We start from the raw sequence: 16,918 nt of genomic DNA, 5'->3' as shown, positions 1-16,918 counted from the left end.
CGGGAGTGTACTCGCTCGGCGAACGCCACGCATGCGGGGGGCGTGCGGGACGAACGGACGGCATGGCCCAAGGGGGGCGGGCACGAATGAAGCGGATGGATGAACGGCGTGCACTGCGGACAGCCTTGTGGGTCGCGGGGCTGTACGGGCTGGTCGCGCTGCTCTGGGTTCTGTACTCCGATCACTTGATCCTGACGTTGGCCAACGGCGATGCTGCGCGTCTCGGCCATCTGCAGAGCATCAAGGGCGGGGTCTTCGTGACGGTCACCGCGTTGATGCTGTTTCTGCTGGTGCGGCAAATCCTGGTCCATCGGGCCGAGGTGACCCGCGACGCCCGGCGGTTGGGCCAGCTCATCGACCGTTCGCCTTTGGTCGGGCTGGAATGGCGGGGCTCCGACGGCTGGCCGGTGACCTTCGTCAGCGCCAACATCCGGGAGTGGGGCCACGATCCGCTGGAGTTGACCTCTGGCCGGCTGCGTTACATCGACCTGGTCCATCCCGACGACTGCGCGCGGAGGCTTGCGGACGTGTCACGGCATCTCGCGCGGGGCACCGACCGCTTTCGACAGGAATACCGGTTGAAGCACGGGGACGGACACTGGCTCTGGATCGACGACCACACCACGCTGATCCGGGATGGCAAAGGCGGCGCCGCGCGGTTCCAGAGTGTACTCACCGACGTCACCGCGCAGGTCGCTGACCGCCTGATGGAAGCGGCTCGGGTGCAGGTCTTCAGCGAACTGGCGTCGGACCGTGCCGTCGAGGAATTGCTGGTTTCGATCTGCGTCCGGCTCGAGGCCGCGTATCCGGGCCTGCGGGCTGCGATCCTGCTGCGGGATGAGGACGATGAAAGCATTCTTCGTTTCGGCGCGGCCCCGAGCCTGCCCGAGGGACTGGTCGTGCGTATCGCGGAAAGCACGCCGGGGCCCTGCGCGCACGCGGTCGCCAGCGGCCAGGCGGTCTACCTCGACGATCTCGACCAGGGCCCGGTCAGCCAGTCGGTCGTCGAGGCTGCGCGCGAAGCGGGTTGCCGGGCCTGCTGGGCGGTCCCGTTCCGCGATGGCCACGGGCGAGCGATCGGAGCGCTGGCGGCATTCGGCCGAGAGCGGCGCGGACCGACGGACCGCGAGGCGAAAGTGCTGGGCGAGTTTGCCAGTATTGCCGGGTTGGCAGTGGACAAGGGCCGCTCAGTCCAAATGCTTCGGGAGCGGGAGCACGCGCTCCAGATGGTTGCGGCCCTGACTCTGAATCTGCTGCGCGAGGACGATGTCGTCGCGGTCATCGACGAGGCACTGGCGGAACTGGGAGCGATTGCCACGGCCGATCGGGTCTACGTGTTCGAACAGCATTCAGACCCCACCTCCGGCCGTCCGGTTTGCAGCCAGCGCCACGAATGGGTGCGGGAAGGGGTGACGCCGCAGCTGCAGAACCCCGAGCTGCAGAACGTCGATCTGCCCACGACCCTGCCGCGCTGGCACGAGCATTTGCTCCAGGGTGAACTGGTCAAGGGTTTCGTCCGCGATTTTCCCGTGAACGAGCGCCAATGGCTGGAACCCCAGGAAATCGCCAGCGTGCTGGTCGTTCCGATCCTGGTCGAGGGGCGCTTCTGGGGGTTTCTTGGGTTCGATGCCGTGACTCGCAATCGAGCCTGGAGTCGTGTCGAGGAACACGTTCTGCGCATCATTGCGGCCAGCATCGGTGCCGCGATCGAACGCCGGAGAGCCGCCGAGGGGCAGCGCCGGGCCGCCGCCGTGATCGAGAGCACCCGGGACGGAGTGATGATCACCGACCTGTCGCCCCGAATCGTTTCCGTAAACCCGGCGTTTACGCAGATCACCGGCTACGACGAGGAGGAAGTCGTCGGTCAAAACCCTCGTTTCCTGCAATCCGGGCGCCATGGGCCGGATTTCTACCTGGCCATGTGGAAGTCGCTGCGGAACGCGGGGCACTGGCGGGGCGAAATCTGGAATCGACGGCGCGACGGCAAGGTCTACCCGCAGTGGCTGAGCATCAGCCGCGTACTCGACGAGCACGGCCGGCCCATCCACTACACGGGCGTGTTCACCGACATCAGCGAGATCAAGCGGACCGAAGAACAGCTGCAGCACCTGGCGCATCACGATCCGCTGACCGATCTCCCCAATCGTCTGTTGGCGCAGGTTCGGCTGGAACAGGCGATTGCGCGCGCGCGCCGGAACCGTTACCAGGTGGCTGTGCTGTTTCTGGATCTGGACCGGTTCAAGACCATCAACGACAGTCTGGGACACCCGGTCGGGGACCACTTGCTGGTCGAGGTGGCCAAACGGCTTGCGGGGCGCCTGCGGGAGCAGGATACGCTGGCGCGGCTGGGCGGCGACGAGTTTCTCCTGATCCTGGAGCAGCCGCGTGATCCGGAGGCTGCAGGGCAGTTGGCTGATGTGTTGCTCAAGCTTCTGGAGCAGCCGTTCGTCATCGAGAACGGCCGCGAACTATTCGTCAGCGCCAGTATCGGCATCAGCTTGTTCCCGGACGATGCCACCACGGTGACCGAATTGATCCAGCATGCCGATGCCGCGATGTACCAGGCGAAGTCCCGGGGCCGCAACACCTACCAGTTCTACACGGCGGCGCTGACGCGGTTGGCGAATCTGCGTCTCAGCATGGAAGCTCGGTTGCGTCGCGCGATCGAGCGCAACGAACTGCTGCTCCATTACCAGCCCCAGGTGGACCTCGCGACCGGAACTCCGGTCGGGGTCGAGGCGCTGGTGCGCTGGCAAAGCTCAGAAGGACGGATCGTTCCACCGGGCGAGTTCATTCCGATCGCAGAGGACAGCGGCCTGATCGTCCCGCTGGGCTACTGGGTGCTCCGGGAGGCCTGCACCCAGGGGCGGAGTTGGCTGGATGCCGGCAGGCCGCCGATGCGGCTCGCGGTCAACCTGTCGGCGCTGCAGTGGCAACACAAGGATCTGCTCAAGCGAATCCAGGCGATCCTGGACGAAACCGGGTTCCCGGCGGAGCAACTGGAGTTCGAGATCACCGAGACGACGTTGATGGAGGGCGGTGGGCCCGAAACCGGGGTGCTGGTCGCGTTGCGGGATCTGGGTGTTCGGGTCGCGATCGACGATTTCGGAACAGGCTATTCGTCACTTGCGGCGCTGAAGCGTTTCCCGGTCGATGTGCTGAAGATCGACCGTGCGTTTGTCGATGGCCTGCCGGACGATCCCGACGACCAGGAGATTACGTCGGCGATCATCGCGATGGCCCGCAGCCTGCACCTGGAACCGGTGGCAGAAGGAGTCGAGACCCGTGCTCAACGCGATTTCCTGCTGGAGAGGGGGTGTCGCACCGGACAGGGATTCCTGTTTGCCCGCCCGCTGCCGGTCGGTGAGTGCGTGCAATGGCTGGCGCGGGCACTGGCGGGGGAGGAGCCGGTATCATGACCCCCTGCAGGCGGGCCGGGGCCCGCCGTCACGTCTGCTGACGGAGTATGCCGATGGTATCGAACCCCACGACTTTCCCACCGACCATGCTGCGAACCATGGCCTATGTCGGTCTGCGCGAGGGGCCACGCCTGATCGTGCTCGGAGCCGTGCACGGAAACGAGACCTGCGGTCCCAAGGCCATCCTGCGTCTGGCCAGCGAACTGGAGCGTGGCGAACGGCAACTGCTGCGCGGCACGCTGACCCTGGTCCCTGTTGCCAATCCGCTCGCCTACCAGCGCGGGGAACGCATGGGCGAGCGCAACCTGAACCGCAATTTCCGGGAGACCGACGATCCGCGGGACTACGAGGACCGGATTGCGAATCGGCTTGCGCCGCTGCTGGCGCAGCACGACGTATTGCTGGATCTGCACTCGTTCCACACTCCGGGCGAACCGTTCGTGATGCTGGGGCCGCAGGACAATCAATCGGACCTCGAGCCGTTCCGGCATGCCGCGGCGGAGGAGGCGCTGGTGCGACGCTTGGGGCCGCGCCGGGTCGTCGAGGGTTGGCTTGAAACCTACGCGCGCGGTGTCGCCCGGCGGATTCGCAACCCCAATGCCAGCCTGCGTGCCCAGATGCTCAGCACCGATCCGAGTTACGGCATCGGCACTACCGAGTACATGCGCAGCCACGGCGGCTACGGAGTGACGCTGGAATGCGGCCAGCATGACGATCCGGAAGCTCCGGAGGTGGGGTATCGGGCGATCCTCGCGGCATTGGCTCACCTCGAAATGCTGGATCTGGCGGCGCCGCCGCCGCGTACCGACCTCGAAGTGCTGCGCCTGGTCGAGGTCATCGACCGCGATCACCCGGACGATCGCTTTGCCCGCCCCTGGCAGAGTTTCGACCGCGTCTGTGCGGGCGAGGCGATCGGCGTGCGCGCGGACGGCGAGGTGGTCCGCTCGCCGGGAGACGGGTTTATCGTATTCCCGAACCCGAAAGCGCTTCCGGGCAACGAGTGGTTCTACCGCGCCGAGATCAGCACCCGGCCAGTGGATGGAGTGAAGTCCCGGGATCTGCCATCCTGAACCCGCAGCCGTTGTCGGTCCGGGAGCGCTGCTGCGAACCGTGTTCGGCTCCGGCAACGGCGTTTTGGCGACCCGCGTGAGGCTGCTGGACAGCGAATCGTGATGGACGCTGCACTCTTCTGCTCGACGATGGTGCGAACGGGTCGAGGAGTTGCGGCGTTTGCGATATCGGGGCGCTTCCAGTACCCCCGAGCAAATCGCGTCTTCTTGCGTTAAGGTGTCGCTCGTGACCAGGGTCGGAAGACGGCCACTGGGCCGTTTTGCCTGTAGCTCGACCGGCGCGGAACCCGAAGATGGCCCGCTGCAGTGGATCTACCGACCGGAGAGTGTTCGCGATGACCGTTAGTACCTGGCTGGAAGATCACAGCACCATCGATACCCTGATGGATCTGCCGCTGCCCATAGCCGTGGTTCACCGCTCGGGGTCGGTGGATCTGGTGAACCGGCGATTCTCGTCCGAAATGGATGCCGAGGCGCTGACACCCGAGGTGATTGCGAAGCTGTCCGCGCGCGATGTGCCGTCCAACGTCAGCTTGCCGAACGCGAATGGCGATGGCGAAGCAGTCGCCGCGTTCGTGGTCCCGCTGGGCGACCGGCTGATGCTGATCCTCGAGAACGGCGACCGGGCTGTCCAGATGTTGGAGGAACGGCTGCGGGAGATGGAGCGCCTGAGCACCAAGGATCGCCTGACCAATGCCTGGAACCGGACGCACCTCGAGCGGATGGTCGAATCCGAGACCGCCCGCGCTGCGCGGTATCGCGAGTCCCTCTCCCAGATTCTGCTCGACGTGGATCATTTCAAGCGGATCAACGACGGATTCGGCCATGCGGTCGGGGATCTAGTGTTGAAGGAGCTGGTCAGCCGCGTGCAAGACGCGCTTCGGCTCACGGACAGCCTTTATCGCTGGGGCGGCGAGGAGTTCGTCGTGTTGGCTCCCGAAACTGACGCCGACGGTGCCGCGGTCGTCGCCGAGCGCCTGCGCGAGGCCGTTGCTGCGGAACCCTTTCCAGTGGTGGGTACGGTTACGGTCAGCCTGGGCGTGGCCGAGTATCTCCCCGAGGCCTCGCGCGAAGACTGGTTCGACCGCTGTGACCGGGCCATGTATCGCGCGAAGAGTGGGGGGCGCGATCGCGTGGTGGTCGACCCGCTGCGGCCGGAGTCGCGCCCGGCTGCGGGTTCCACCCCCCGCACCCGGCCCCTTGTAGAGCTGGCCTGGGACAGTGACTTCGCCTCGGGTCACCCGGTGATCGATGGGGAACACCGCCGGCTGTTCGATCTGGCGAACCGGGTGCTGGCGGAGGCGCTTGCATCGCACTCCGAGCCGGATCGGCTGGCCAGTGCCGTCTCCGCCCTGGTCACCGAGGTCGAGCGGCATTTCAGGCACGAGGAGCAGATCCTGGAGCAATGCGCGTTTCCCGGCCTCCAGGGACACCGCAACGCACATCGGGCGTTGCTCAGGCGGGCTCGCGAGGTCGAGGCGGCGGTCCGGTCTGGTCCGGTTGCGGTGGCGACGCTGGTGGAATTCCTGGCGCAGGATCTGGTGTTGCGGCACATGCTCACCGCCGACCGGCAGTTCTTCGGTCTGGTCAGGAACTGCTGAAGCGCGCCCGCCGTCAGTCACCGGCGCGGGTGCCGACGAAGGCCTGCTCGACGGTGAAATTGCCGACGCCCTTGTAGTTGGTCATCGTCCAGCCCGCCGCCTTCAGGAACTCGGTCATCTCGCGATTCATCTCCGGGTTGCCGCAGAGCATCACCCGGTCCAGTTCCGCGTCTGCGGCCGGAAGATCCAGCATCCGGAACAGTTCGCCACTGCGAAAGAGTTCAGCCCCGCGCCGGGTGTTTGCGTGCGCCTCCCGGGTTACGGTCGGCACATAACGTAGCCGGTCGCCGGCCCGGTGCTCGATTTCCTCGCGGTAGCTGAGCTCGGGTGCGGTGCGCACGCTGTGCACCAGAATGACCCGCTCGAAGTGCTCGAAAACCTTCTTGCCCCGGATCAGGGAAATGAAGGGCGCGATTCCGGTTCCGGTGGCCAGCAGGTAGAGGTTCCGGCCTGGCAGCACATGTTCGAGCGTCAGCGAGCCGGTAACCTTGCTGTTGATCCAGACGCTGTCGCCAACCCCCAGTTCCGCCAGCTGGCTCGTCAGTTGGCCGTCCGGAACGTGGATGCTCAGGAACTCGAGGTCCGGCTCGCGTGGATCCGAGACGATGGAGTAGGCGCGCGGGATCAGCCTGCCCTCTCGGCGCAGGCCCAGCGTCACGAACTGGCCGTTCTCGAATCGGAAACCCTCGGGACGCGTGGTCGTGAAGCTGAAGGTCTTCGGTGACCAGCGCCGGACCGAGGTGATGCTTTGTTCGTTGTACGGCAATGCCATGCCTCCGGTTGGACCGTTGGACAAGCTAGCAGCTTTGCGGCTGCGACTGCATCAAGAGCCGGTTCTGATGCGGAATTGCGCGGCCGCGGGCCGCTGGTACCCACGGGACTGACAACCCTGCCGGTGATCCAACGGGAGTTTCCGGGAGGCGGCCGTGTGCGGTGTCATCCATGGTGCGGCGTTCAGGCCGCCCGCAGGTCGTCGGTACCCTCCTGTAAAGATTGTGTAACCTGCCTGTTATCTAATGCCGGCACGTTTCAGACGGGAAGTGGATCATGGAACTCGACATCCTCCTCGTGGAGGACGATGCGGCGGTTAGAGAGGTGCTCGCTGGCCCGCTGCAGAAGGCAGGATTCAACGTGATCGAAGCTGCCGACGTGCGCGAGGCGCGCGCGGCATTGCTGCAGCAGTTGCCGGAGCTGATCCTGCTCGACTGGATGCTGCCTGATGTCAGCGGGGTCGAGTGGGCGAGGTCGCTCAAGAGTGCTCCGCACACCCGGAACATTCCGATCATCATGCTCACCGCGCGCGGAGAAGAGGAAGATCGTGTCAAGGGTCTCGAAGTCGGTGCCGATGATTACGTGACCAAGCCGTTCTCCCCACGGGAGCTGGTGGCGCGGATTCGGGCCGTCCTGCGTCGCACCACGCCGACCAGCAGCGACGAGCCGGTGGAGGTCGAAGGGCTGCGGCTGGACCCGGTGAGCCACCGGGTTACCGCGAACGGCGCGAACGTCGAAATGGGGCCGACCGAGTACCGCTTGCTGCATTTTTTCATGGCCCATCAGGATCGCGTGTTCACGCGCGGCCAATTGCTCGATAACGTATGGGGTACGAACGTCTACGTCGAGGAGCGCACGGTCGATGTGCATATCCGTCGCTTGCGGATTGCATTGTCGGGTTCTGGTCATGATGCCCTGGTACAAACCATCCGCGGTGCCGGGTATCGTTTCTCCAGGCAGCCTTGAACCGTTTCGTGGCGCATTGCGCGGGCGTCGTTCCTGTGTGCTCGGGTAATGGCCCGGGGCAACCGGCATTCGGCCAGCGATGATCCCCCGAAATCCGTGGCCCCTGTGGCAGGCCCGCTTTGCGCTGGCGCTGCTGGGTCTGGTTCTGATCGGATGGTGGACCGCGCAATGGCTGCTGGTATTTCTGCTCGGTGCGTTTGCGGCACTGGCCTGGAACTTCCATAACCTGCGGCGCCTGGAGCGCTGGCTGCGCCTGACCCGGAAGCTGGATCCGCCCCGGTCGCTGGGGCTGTGGGGGGAAATCTTCGACGGACTGTACCGAATGCGTCGCCGCAGCCGGGAGCGGGACAAGCGCCGGCGCAATCTGGTCCGCAACTATCGCGACTCGATCAGGGCGATGCCGGACGCGACCGTGGTGCTGCGAGGCGATTATGCCATCGAGTGGTGCAACCAGGCCGCACTGGACCTGCTGGGGTTGCAATGGCCGCGCGACGAGGGGCGGCGGATCACCAACATCGTGCGCCACCCGGAGTTCGTGTCGTTTCTGGCGCAGCATGTGCACGAAGCGCGCAGCCTCTCGCTGCCATCGCCAGCCGATGCACGGATCTGGCTGGAAATCCGGCTGATCCCCTACGCAAGGAAGCGCTATCTGCTGCTGGCGCGGGACATTACGGCGATGAAGAGGCTCGAAACCATGCGCAGCGACTTCGTCGCCAACGTCTCGCATGAGCTGCGCACGCCGTTGTCGGTAGTCTACGGGGTGGCGGAGACGCTCGACGAGGAGATCGGCGGCAACCCCGAACTTGGCCGGTCGGTGCGCCTGTTGCAGGAGCAGGCCGAACGGATGAAGCACCTGGTCGACGATCTGCTCTTGCTGGCTCGGCTCGAAACCGGAGGCGCACCCCGCAACGGACGCTGGGTGGATGTTCCGGCGCTGTTGCCGGGCCTGATCGACGAGGCGCGTGTACTCTCGGGCGCGCGCCAGCACCAGCTGGAGCTGGAAGCCACGCCCGGGCTGCTGTTGTTGGGCAACGAAAAGGAACTCCGGAGCGCCTTCGCTAACCTGCTGTTCAACGCCGTCCATTACACGCCGGAGGGCGGTCGGATCTCGCTGCGCTGGTCATCCGATAATCAGGCCGGATACCTCGAGGTCGAGGACACCGGGATCGGCATCGAGCCGCGGCACATCGATCGTCTGACCGAGCGTTTCTATCGCGTCGACAACGGTCGCTCGAAGAGCCGCGGCGGCACCGGTCTCGGACTCGCGATCGTGAAGCACGTATTGATGCGGCACGAAGCCCAGTTGCGCATCCGCAGCACGCCGGGCCAGGGCAGCCGGTTCACCTGCGTGTTCCCGGCGAAGCTGCTGCGCCAGTCCCTTGCCGAGCGTGAGCATGCCGGCGCCGGATCATGACCGGATGCCCATTGCACTCGCGCCGGGGTAGGGTGGAAGAGGCCGAAGGCCGTGATCCACCATCGGGCACACCGGGGCGGTGCCGACGCTGCGTGGCGGATGACGCTGCGCTTTCGTGCCCTGCAGGTTCGTTTTCTTGAATGGAAGAATGATCGATGTACCGTAACTTGATTGACTTGACCCGCCGGACTTTTCGGTTGCTGCTTGTGCCGGGGCTGATCGCCGCTCTCGGCGCTGGGGCGCTGCATTCTGCGGCATCGGCTGCCGAACCGGACGCTGCCGAGACGCGGGCCCATGCCTCCCTCGCGCTCGACCCGCCAGACTGGGATTCGGCGCGCGAGGCCTTCACCGAAGCGGCCGAGGCGGGGTCTCCCACCGCGATGAGCTACCTCGGCTGGATGTACGAGGAGGGCAAAGGGGTTCCGCAGGACGGCGCACGCGCCGCTGAATGGTACGCCCGCGCGGCAAAGGCCGGGGCGCAGGAGTTCGCGGTGAAGCTCGGTTGGATGTACCTCGGTGGCCAGGGTGTGGACCGCGACCGCGTCCAGGCCGAGGCGTGGTTCCTGAGTGCGATCGACGCGGATTACGCCCCGGCACGGGTTGCCTGGGCCTCGGTGCTGATCGCCGATGCGCAAGGCGGCCGCGCCCCCGATCGGGTGTTCGAGGCAAGGGAACTGCTTGACGATGCGCTGCAGCAGGGTCAGGTGCTCGCCGCGTATTTTCTGGCCCGGCTCTACACTGAGGGGATCGGCGACCACCCGGTCGACGATGACGCGGCGGCTCGATACACCCGGATCGGCGCCGAGCAGGGGCACGCCAGGATGCAGGCCTGGCTCGCGCTGATGTACACCGAGGGGCGTGGCGTCGAGGCCAACCCCGTCAGCGCAACCAAGTGGGCCAGTCTGTCTGCGGCGGACGGCGACGACCTCGGCAACCGGATCCGCCTCGTGCTCGAGGAACAGCTCACCCCTGAAGCGCTGCGCGAGGCGCGGCAGCGCGCAGTGGATTGGGCGGTCGCAAGGCCGTGATCCGATGCTCAAGGTAATCCTGATCAGCCTGCTGGCACTGGTTTTCGTGTTCCTGGGGGCCCGCTCCTGCGGGCTGACTCCGGAACAGATCGAAGAGCGCATCCTGCTTGCGGAAATGAACGCCGAGGAGGGATTGGCCTACCGCTCCGAGAACGAGCGACGGCCTGGGGTGGTCGTCTGGGACAACGGGCTTCAGGTCGAGGTGTTGCGTGAAGGGCAGGGGACGGTGCCGGACGAGGACGACTGGGTGCAGGTGCATTACCGTGGCTGGCACCTGGATGGCCGCGAGTTCGAGAACTCGTGGCGCCGCAACGAGCCGGCCACTGTGCCGATCGAGCGCACCATTGCCGGTTGGCGCGAAGCGCTGGTGTCGACTCCGGTGGGGACACGGCTGCGGCTGGTGGTGCCGCCGGAACTCGCCTACGGGCGCGCCGGGGGTGGCCGGATCGGCCCGGAGGAAACGCTGATCTTCGAACTGGAGCTGCTCGCCATCGTGATGCCCGATCCGCCGCGCGAGATCGAGGAATGGGAACGCCCGGTTCCCGGCCTGCGCTGACGCGAAACCAGTCGGCGGGCTCGTGACCGGTTTCGCAGGCGCTCTGTGGATGGTTCTGCCGTGGCTCCTTGGGTTGGCCGCCGGCGTCGCGTTGGCGTTGACGCTGCTCTGGTTGCGCGCGCGGCGAATTCGCTTGCAGGTCGAGGCGGACTATCTGTCGGCGGTGGCGGACTTCGCGCAGGAACCGGCGCGCCACGGCATGCAGGCCCGGTTCGGAGATGTTCGTGGAGAACTGCCCCGCCGGTTGGTCACCGCGCTGGTTGGTCGGGGTGTTGGGCTCGGCCCCTTGGTGATACATGCGTCCGGGCGCCTGCGCTACGACAGCGACGATCGCGACCGGCCGGTGTCGGCCGAGAGCTTCCTTCTTCCCTGCGGCGGCTGGGCGCAGATCCGGCGGGTCGGCCTGCGACGGTTCGGCTGGATCGTCGAGATCCATCGGGTCGACGGTAGAGGAATCTCCAGCAGCTACTGGTGGCTGGGGCTGTTCCGGATCGAGTGCCCCGGGTGCGGTCCGTCCCCGCTTGCGCTTCGGGCACAGGCGCTTGGCGAACGTGCGCTTGCGCCCTGGTGCTGGTTCGTCGACCGCGGCGTGCAGTGGCAGGTCATCGAGGAGGGCTCGGCATGGGAGGGGGTGTTGCCCGAAACGGGAAGCCGCGTGACGCTGGACTTCGACTCGATGCAACGCCCGCGGGCTATCGGGCTCCACGATCCGGAAACGGGTGCAACCGTGTGTGTCGAGCTCGGCGATTGGCGCTGGATCGAAAGAGCGCTGACCCCGACCCGTATCAGCGTCATCGAGGGTGCCGGAAGCGCGAACGAATTCCGGCGCCTGGATCTGCAGATCCATGATGTGCAGCGTGCGCCCGGATTCCCCCTGGCCGCCCGATAGCGGCGTCACCGGTCCGGCGTCGTCACAAAGTTGTCATCTCGCATTCATATAGTTGTGACCGAGCGCTTTCATACTGCCGGCCGCGAATGGAAGGCACCGGCCTCTCAGCCAGCCCAGTTCGTTACGACCATTCCAACTGAGGAATCCTGATCATGACGATGAAGAAATCCCTGGTCCTGGGCGTTGTCGCTGCCCTGGGCGTTTCCGTTTCCGTGGCGACCGCCGACGTCGACGAGAACCTGCCGAGCTACGAGCGCGTGTCCGGCGTTTCCGGCAACCTGAGCTCGGTCGGTTCCGATACGCTGAACAACCTGATGACGCTTTGGGCCGAAGAATTCGCGAACCACTACCCGAACGTGAACATTCAGATCCAGGGCGCCGGCACCTCGACCGCCCCGCCGGCGCTGACCGAGGGCACCTCGAACTTCGGCCCGATGAGCCGCCCGATGCGGGATTCCGAAATGCGTGCGTTCGAGGACCGCCACGGCTATCCGGCGACGCTGGTTCCGGTCGCGGTGGACATGATCGCGGTGTACGTGAACAAGGACAACCCGGTCGAGACTCTTTCGATGGAGCAGGTCGATGCGATCTTCTCGGCCACCCGCGCCTGCGGTCACGACAGTGACATCAACACCTGGGGCGACGCTGGCCTGACCGGTGGCTGGACCAACCGCGACATCACCATCTTCGGTCGCAACGCGGTTTCCGGCACCTACGGCTTCTTCCGCGAGAACGCGCTGTGCGGCGGTGATTTCCGGGCGACCGTGAACGAGCAGCCCGGTTCCTCGGCGGTGGTGCGCGGTGTCGAGCAGACGCTGGGTGGTATCGGTTACTCCGGCATCGGATACCGTACCGCCGGCGTGCGCGTGGTGCCCCTGAACGGTTTCGAGGCCACCGGCGACAATGCTGCCACCGGTGACTACCCGCTGGCGCGGTTCCTGTACATCGCGGCCAACCAGAACCCGGAAAGCGGCTGGAACCCGCTCGAGCGCGAGTTCTTCCGCCTCGTGCTGTCGAAGGAAGGCCAGGGCGTCGTGCACCGTGACGGCTACGTGACGCTTTCCGCCAGCGCCGCGGAACGGTTCCGGACGGAATTCAACCTCGATTGAGGACAGTCCGGTAACCCGCAATGGGCCTTGGTACCCCTGGTGCCAGGGCCCATTGCTATCTCCGAGTATCAGTAAATCACCAGAGGTTGATCATGTCTGCTGTCACCAACGACTCCGCTCTTCCGGAAGGTTCTCTGCTTCCGGATGCGGAACGCCGACAGAAGCTGCGCAAGATTCGGGCGTTTCGGGATGGATTCTCGCGCTACGGAGTCGGCGCCGGCGGACTCGGCGTCATCTTCGCTCTGGCACTGATCTTCATCTATCTGTTCTACGAGACGTTCCCATTGCTCAAGCCCGTGAGCGTGGGAGTCGAAACCGAATACACGGTGCCGGGCGACGAAGTCCCGGCGCCGACATTGCACCTGACGCTCGACCGCTACGAGCAGATCGGCGCGCGTTTCTCCAAGTCGGGGACGATCACGTTCTTCGATGCCAATACCGGCGGAGTGCTCGAGCGCCTCGAAGTGCCGATCCCCGAGGGCGAACGGATCACCGCGTTCGATCGCGCCGAGAGCCGTCGCAGTCTGTTCGTGTTCGGCTATTCGGACGGCGGCGTGCTGCCGGTGAAGGTCGAGTACCCGCAGACCTTCGTGGGCGGCGTTCGGCATATCCATCCGGAGCTTTCGTATCCGCTGGGTGAAGAACCGATCCGCATCGGCGCGGGCCTGGTCGAGGACTACTCGGCGCTGGCCGTGGTCGAAGGACGCGGCGGCTACATCGTCGCCGGCGGTACCGAGGAGGGCGAGATCGCGATGGCGCTGTTTTCGACGCGCCGCAACATGATGACTGGCGAGGTCGAGATCCGCCGATCGGACTACGACCTCCCGGACATGGGGCGCCCGGTGCGGCAGATCCTGCTACCGGAAACGTTGCGCAACGTGTTCGTGATCGACGATCGCGGGCATTTGTTCAACTTCAATATCGTCGATCGGAACAACCCGTTCCTGGTCGAAGAAGTGGAACTGGTCGGCGACGGCGCCCGGGTCACCGCTTCCGAGTTTCTGGTCGGCTCGCGGTCGCTGATCGTTGGCGGCTCTGACGGCAGCGTGCGGCAGTGGTTCCTGGTCCGGGACGAAGATTCCGGCCAGTCGCATATGACGTTCATCCGCGGCTTCCGGGGTCACGATGCCCCAGTCACCTTCATTGAGCCCGAGTCCATCCGCAAGGGATTCCTGACCGGGGCCGAGGATGGCAGCGTTGGCCTGCATTTCGCCACCTCCAGCGTCACGCTGGCGATGAAGTCGGTGTCGGATGTTCCGGTCGCGCGTCTCGCGATGGGGCCCAACAACCGGCGGGCATTGGTGAAAACCGAAGACTCCGACGTGCTGCGGGTGCTGGCGATCGACAATCCGCATCCGCAGACGACGCTGAGCGCGCTCTGGGGCCGGGTCTGGTACGAGGGCCGTGGCGAGCCCGAGTTCATCTGGCAGTCGTCGTCGGCCGACGACGCGTTTGAGCCCAAGCTGAGCATCGTGCCGCTGTCCGTCGGCACACTGAAGGCGGCGCTGTTCGCGATGCTGCTGGCGACGCCGCTCGCGATCATGGGCGCGATCTACACCGCCTATTTCATGGCCCCGGCGATCCGGCGCGTGGTGAAGCCGTCGATCGAGCTGATGGAGGCGTTGCCGACGGTGATCCTCGGCTTCCTGGCCGGCATCTGGCTGGCCCCCTACATCGAAAACAACCTGCCGATCCTGATCACGGGAGTGATTTTGTTCCCTCTGGCCGTTCTGATCGCCGGCTTCGCCTGGTCCCGGTTGCCGCAGGGGGTCAAGAGCCTGGTTCCGTCGGGCTGGGAGGCGGCGCTGCTGGTGCCGGTGGTGATCCTGACCGGCTGGATCGTGGTCACCAGCAGCCCCTGGATCGAGGTCGCGTTTTTCGACGGCTCGATGCGCCAGTGGTTCACCGACGTGGGGATCCCGTACGACCAGCGCAACGCGTTGATCGTCGGCATGGCGATGGGCTTCGCGGTGATCCCGACGATCTTCTCGATCGCCGAGGACGCGGTGTTCAACGTGCCGAAGCACCTGACCAACGGGTCCTTGGCGCTCGGTGCGACCCCGTGGCAGACGGTGACCGGCGTCGTGCTGCTGACTGCAAGCCCGGGGATCTTCTCCGCGGTGATGATCGGCTTCGGCCGCGCGGTCGGCGAGACGATGATCGTGCTGATGGCCTCGGGCAACAGCCCGGTGGTCAACTTCAACCTGTTCGAAGGCATGCGGACGCTCGCGGCCAACATCGCGGTCGAATTGCCCGAGACCGCGGTGGGCAGCACGCATTTCCGGGTGCTGTTCCTGTCCGCGCTGGTGCTGCTGGTATTCACCTTCCTGCTGAACACCGCGGCCGAAATCGTTCGCCAGCGGCTGCGCAAGCGCTATGCGTCGCTCTAAAGCCAGATCCGGATCGAGGATGACGAAATGAGACAGTGGTGGAAAAGCGGCTCCCCTTGGATCTGGCTGAACGGTGGCGCGGTCACGATCAGCATGGTGATGGTGTTCGGGCTGATCGCGCTGATCCTGGTGCGCGGCTTCGGCGCCTTCTGGCCGCATCCGGTCGTCGAGACCACTTACGAGCTGCCGGGGACCGATCCGGTCGTGGTGGTCGGCGAGCTGCGCCGTTCCGAGACGCTGACCGGCGCGGCGATGCGCGATGCCGGCGTGCCGATCCCCGAGGACCAGCTGGTCGTGACCCGGCATTTGCTGAAGCTGGGCAATCGCGACGTGACCGGCCGCGACTTCGCCTATTTCGTCGACGACTTCATGGACGAATGGCGCTACCCGAAGAACATGGCGGTTCTGGAACGGCGCGAATGGGGTGACTTCTACGGCGTGCCCCTGCGCCTGCTCGAGCGCGGCAGCACCGTCGCGGTGGGCGACGCACTCTGGGACGAATTCCAGGAGCGGGTCGGCTGGGTCAGCGACCTCTGGGGCGAGATTCGAAGCATCGAGCGCGGCGCGATCGGCCGCATCAACTTCCAGATCGAGCGGGTGCGACTCGACCAGCGGCGCGCGGAGCTTCGCGGCACGCTGACCGACGAATACCAGGCCGAACTCGATCAGCGCCGGCAGGATCTGCAGGCGCAGTACGCGGAACTCGAAAAGCGGTTGAACCAGCTCTACGACGAAGCCGCGCGAGACAGCATCGTGATGCGGGCGGCGGACGGCAGCGAAGTCACCCTCCGCGTCGCCGACGTCGTCAAGGCCTGGCAGCCGAACAACATGTCAGTGCCGGCGAAGGTCTGGTTCTACGTCCAGGATTTCTTCGACTTCATCTTCGGCTATCCGCGCGAAGCGAACACCGAAGGCGGCATCTTCCCGGCGATTTTCGGCACCGTGGTGATGGTGCTGGTGATGTCGATCATCGTGACACCGTTCGGAATTCTCGCCGCGATCTACCTGCGCGAGTACGCGAAGCAGGGGCCGCTGCTGAAAACCGTGCGCATCTCGGTGTACAACCTGGCCGGTGTGCCGTCGATCGTGTTCGGCGTGTTCGGCCTCGGCTTCTTCGTGTATTTCATGGGCGGGGCGATCGACCGGACGTTCTATCCGGAGGCATTGCCGTCGCCGACCTTCGGCACGCCAGGCCTGTTCTGGGCGTCGCTGACGCTCGCGCTGCTCACGCTGCCGGTGGTGATCGTGTCGACCGAGGAAGGGCTCGCGCGCATCCCGTCGACGATCCGCGACGGCTCGCTGGCGCTGGGCGCGACCAAGGGTGAGACGCTGTGGAAAGTCGTGGTGCCGCTCGCGACTCCGGCGATGATGACCGGGCTGATCCTGGCCATTGCGCGGGCCGCGGGCGAGGTCGCGCCGCTGATGCTGGTCGGGGTGGTGAAACTCGCGCCGACGCTGCCGATCGACGGGAACTTCCCGTTCATCCATCTGGAGCGCAAGATCATGCACCTGGGCTTCCACATCTACGACGTCGGCTTCCAGAGCCCGCACGCCGAGGCCGCCGAGCAGTTGGTGTATGCGACCGCGCTGATCCTGGTGCTGCTGATCCTGGTGCTGAACCTGTCGGCGATCACGATTCGAAACCACCTGCGCGAGAAATACCGCGCGGAAAGCGACTGAAGGTCGGGTTTTCCGCTCCCGCAAG

Annotated in this window: 12 protein-coding genes; 11 read left to right on the top strand and 1 reads right to left on the bottom strand. The window is 65.6% G+C overall.

Annotated elements, in window-relative coordinates; genetic code table 11:
* Positions 1-95: 95 nt before the first annotated feature.
* The 3 genes from THITH_RS11470 (at position 96) to THITH_RS11460 (ending at position 6,090) form a co-directional block, all read left to right on the top strand.
* On the top strand, positions 96-3,419 hold the full coding sequence (locus THITH_RS11470; protein ID WP_232222197.1) for a bifunctional diguanylate cyclase/phosphodiesterase: 3,324 nt from the start codon (positions 96-98) through the stop codon (positions 3,417-3,419).
* 53 nt (positions 3,420-3,472) lie between these two features.
* Complete coding sequence (locus tag THITH_RS11465; RefSeq protein ID WP_006747940.1) at positions 3,473-4,489, top strand: M14 family metallopeptidase; 1,017 nt, start codon at positions 3,473-3,475, stop codon at positions 4,487-4,489.
* Positions 4,490-4,824: 335 nt separating this feature from the next.
* Positions 4,825-6,090 (top strand): diguanylate cyclase, encoded by a 1,266-nt coding sequence (locus THITH_RS11460; RefSeq protein WP_006747941.1) that lies wholly within the window; start codon positions 4,825-4,827, stop codon positions 6,088-6,090.
* Between the two features lie 13 nt (positions 6,091-6,103).
* Here THITH_RS11460 and THITH_RS11455 read toward each other — a convergent pair whose 3' ends face one another.
* Complete coding sequence (locus THITH_RS11455) at positions 6,104-6,856, bottom strand: ferredoxin--NADP reductase (protein ID WP_006747942.1); 753 nt, start codon at positions 6,854-6,856, stop codon at positions 6,104-6,106.
* A 281-nt stretch (positions 6,857-7,137) separates the two neighbouring features.
* On the opposite strand from THITH_RS11455, the gene phoB reads away from it, so the two are divergent.
* The 8 genes from phoB (at position 7,138) to pstA (ending at position 16,893) form a co-directional block, all read left to right on the top strand.
* Positions 7,138-7,827: a phosphate regulon transcriptional regulator PhoB gene (phoB, locus tag THITH_RS11450; RefSeq protein ID WP_006747943.1), complete on the top strand. Its 690-nt coding sequence runs from the start codon at positions 7,138-7,140 to the stop codon at positions 7,825-7,827.
* A gap of 79 nt (positions 7,828-7,906) precedes the next feature.
* On the top strand, positions 7,907-9,241 hold the full coding sequence (gene phoR, locus THITH_RS11445) for a phosphate regulon sensor histidine kinase PhoR (RefSeq protein WP_006747944.1): 1,335 nt from the start codon (positions 7,907-7,909) through the stop codon (positions 9,239-9,241).
* 155 nt (positions 9,242-9,396) lie between these two features.
* Positions 9,397-10,269, top strand: a complete 873-nt coding sequence (locus THITH_RS11440; protein WP_006747945.1) for a tetratricopeptide repeat protein — start codon at positions 9,397-9,399, stop codon at positions 10,267-10,269.
* Between the two features lie 4 nt (positions 10,270-10,273).
* A complete protein-coding gene (locus tag THITH_RS11435) occupies positions 10,274-10,825 on the top strand; it encodes an FKBP-type peptidyl-prolyl cis-trans isomerase (RefSeq protein ID WP_006747946.1) in 552 nt (183 codons plus the stop codon).
* Positions 10,826-10,874: 49 nt separating this feature from the next.
* On the top strand, positions 10,875-11,714 hold the full coding sequence (locus THITH_RS11430) for a hypothetical protein (protein WP_006747947.1): 840 nt from the start codon (positions 10,875-10,877) through the stop codon (positions 11,712-11,714).
* Between the two features lie 152 nt (positions 11,715-11,866).
* Positions 11,867-12,823, top strand: a complete 957-nt coding sequence (locus THITH_RS11425; protein WP_006747948.1) for a PstS family phosphate ABC transporter substrate-binding protein — start codon at positions 11,867-11,869, stop codon at positions 12,821-12,823.
* 92 nt (positions 12,824-12,915) lie between these two features.
* Positions 12,916-15,213, top strand: coding sequence for an ABC transporter permease subunit (locus THITH_RS11420; RefSeq protein ID WP_006747949.1), 2,298 nt, complete (start codon positions 12,916-12,918; stop codon positions 15,211-15,213).
* A gap of 27 nt (positions 15,214-15,240) precedes the next feature.
* Positions 15,241-16,893 carry a phosphate ABC transporter permease PstA gene (gene pstA, locus THITH_RS11415; RefSeq protein ID WP_006747950.1) on the top strand — a complete coding sequence of 551 codons (1,653 nt, stop codon included), beginning with the start codon at positions 15,241-15,243 and terminating at the stop codon, positions 16,891-16,893.
* The last annotated feature ends 25 nt before the right edge of the window (positions 16,894-16,918 follow it).

This window comes from Thioalkalivibrio paradoxus ARh 1, from assembly GCF_000227685.2.
Lineage (GTDB): Bacteria > Pseudomonadota > Gammaproteobacteria > Ectothiorhodospirales > Ectothiorhodospiraceae > Thioalkalivibrio > Thioalkalivibrio paradoxus.
Note: the sequence above shows the minus strand (reverse complement) of the source record. Positions and strands in the feature narration are given on the sequence as shown.

What these genes read in the sequence shown, in the direction of transcription:
- THITH_RS11440 (WP_006747945.1), top strand. Translation starts at nt 9,397, where the DNA reads ATGTACCGTAACTTGATTGACTTGACCCGCCGGACTTTTCGGTTGCTG.
- THITH_RS11470 (WP_232222197.1), top strand. Translation starts at nt 96, where the DNA reads ATGGATGAACGGCGTGCACTGCGGACAGCCTTGTGGGTCGCGGGGCTG.
- phoB (WP_006747943.1), top strand. Translation starts at nt 7,138, where the DNA reads ATGGAACTCGACATCCTCCTCGTGGAGGACGATGCGGCGGTTAGAGAG.
- THITH_RS11425 (WP_006747948.1), top strand. Translation starts at nt 11,867, where the DNA reads ATGACGATGAAGAAATCCCTGGTCCTGGGCGTTGTCGCTGCCCTGGGC.
- THITH_RS11420 (WP_006747949.1), top strand. Translation starts at nt 12,916, where the DNA reads ATGTCTGCTGTCACCAACGACTCCGCTCTTCCGGAAGGTTCTCTGCTT.
- pstA (WP_006747950.1), top strand. Translation starts at nt 15,241, where the DNA reads ATGAGACAGTGGTGGAAAAGCGGCTCCCCTTGGATCTGGCTGAACGGT.
- phoR (WP_006747944.1), top strand. Translation starts at nt 7,907, where the DNA reads ATGATCCCCCGAAATCCGTGGCCCCTGTGGCAGGCCCGCTTTGCGCTG.
- THITH_RS11430 (WP_006747947.1), top strand. Translation starts at nt 10,875, where the DNA reads ATGGTTCTGCCGTGGCTCCTTGGGTTGGCCGCCGGCGTCGCGTTGGCG.
- THITH_RS11465 (WP_006747940.1), top strand. Translation starts at nt 3,473, where the DNA reads ATGGTATCGAACCCCACGACTTTCCCACCGACCATGCTGCGAACCATG.
- THITH_RS11435 (WP_006747946.1), top strand. Translation starts at nt 10,274, where the DNA reads ATGCTCAAGGTAATCCTGATCAGCCTGCTGGCACTGGTTTTCGTGTTC.
- THITH_RS11460 (WP_006747941.1), top strand. Translation starts at nt 4,825, where the DNA reads ATGACCGTTAGTACCTGGCTGGAAGATCACAGCACCATCGATACCCTG.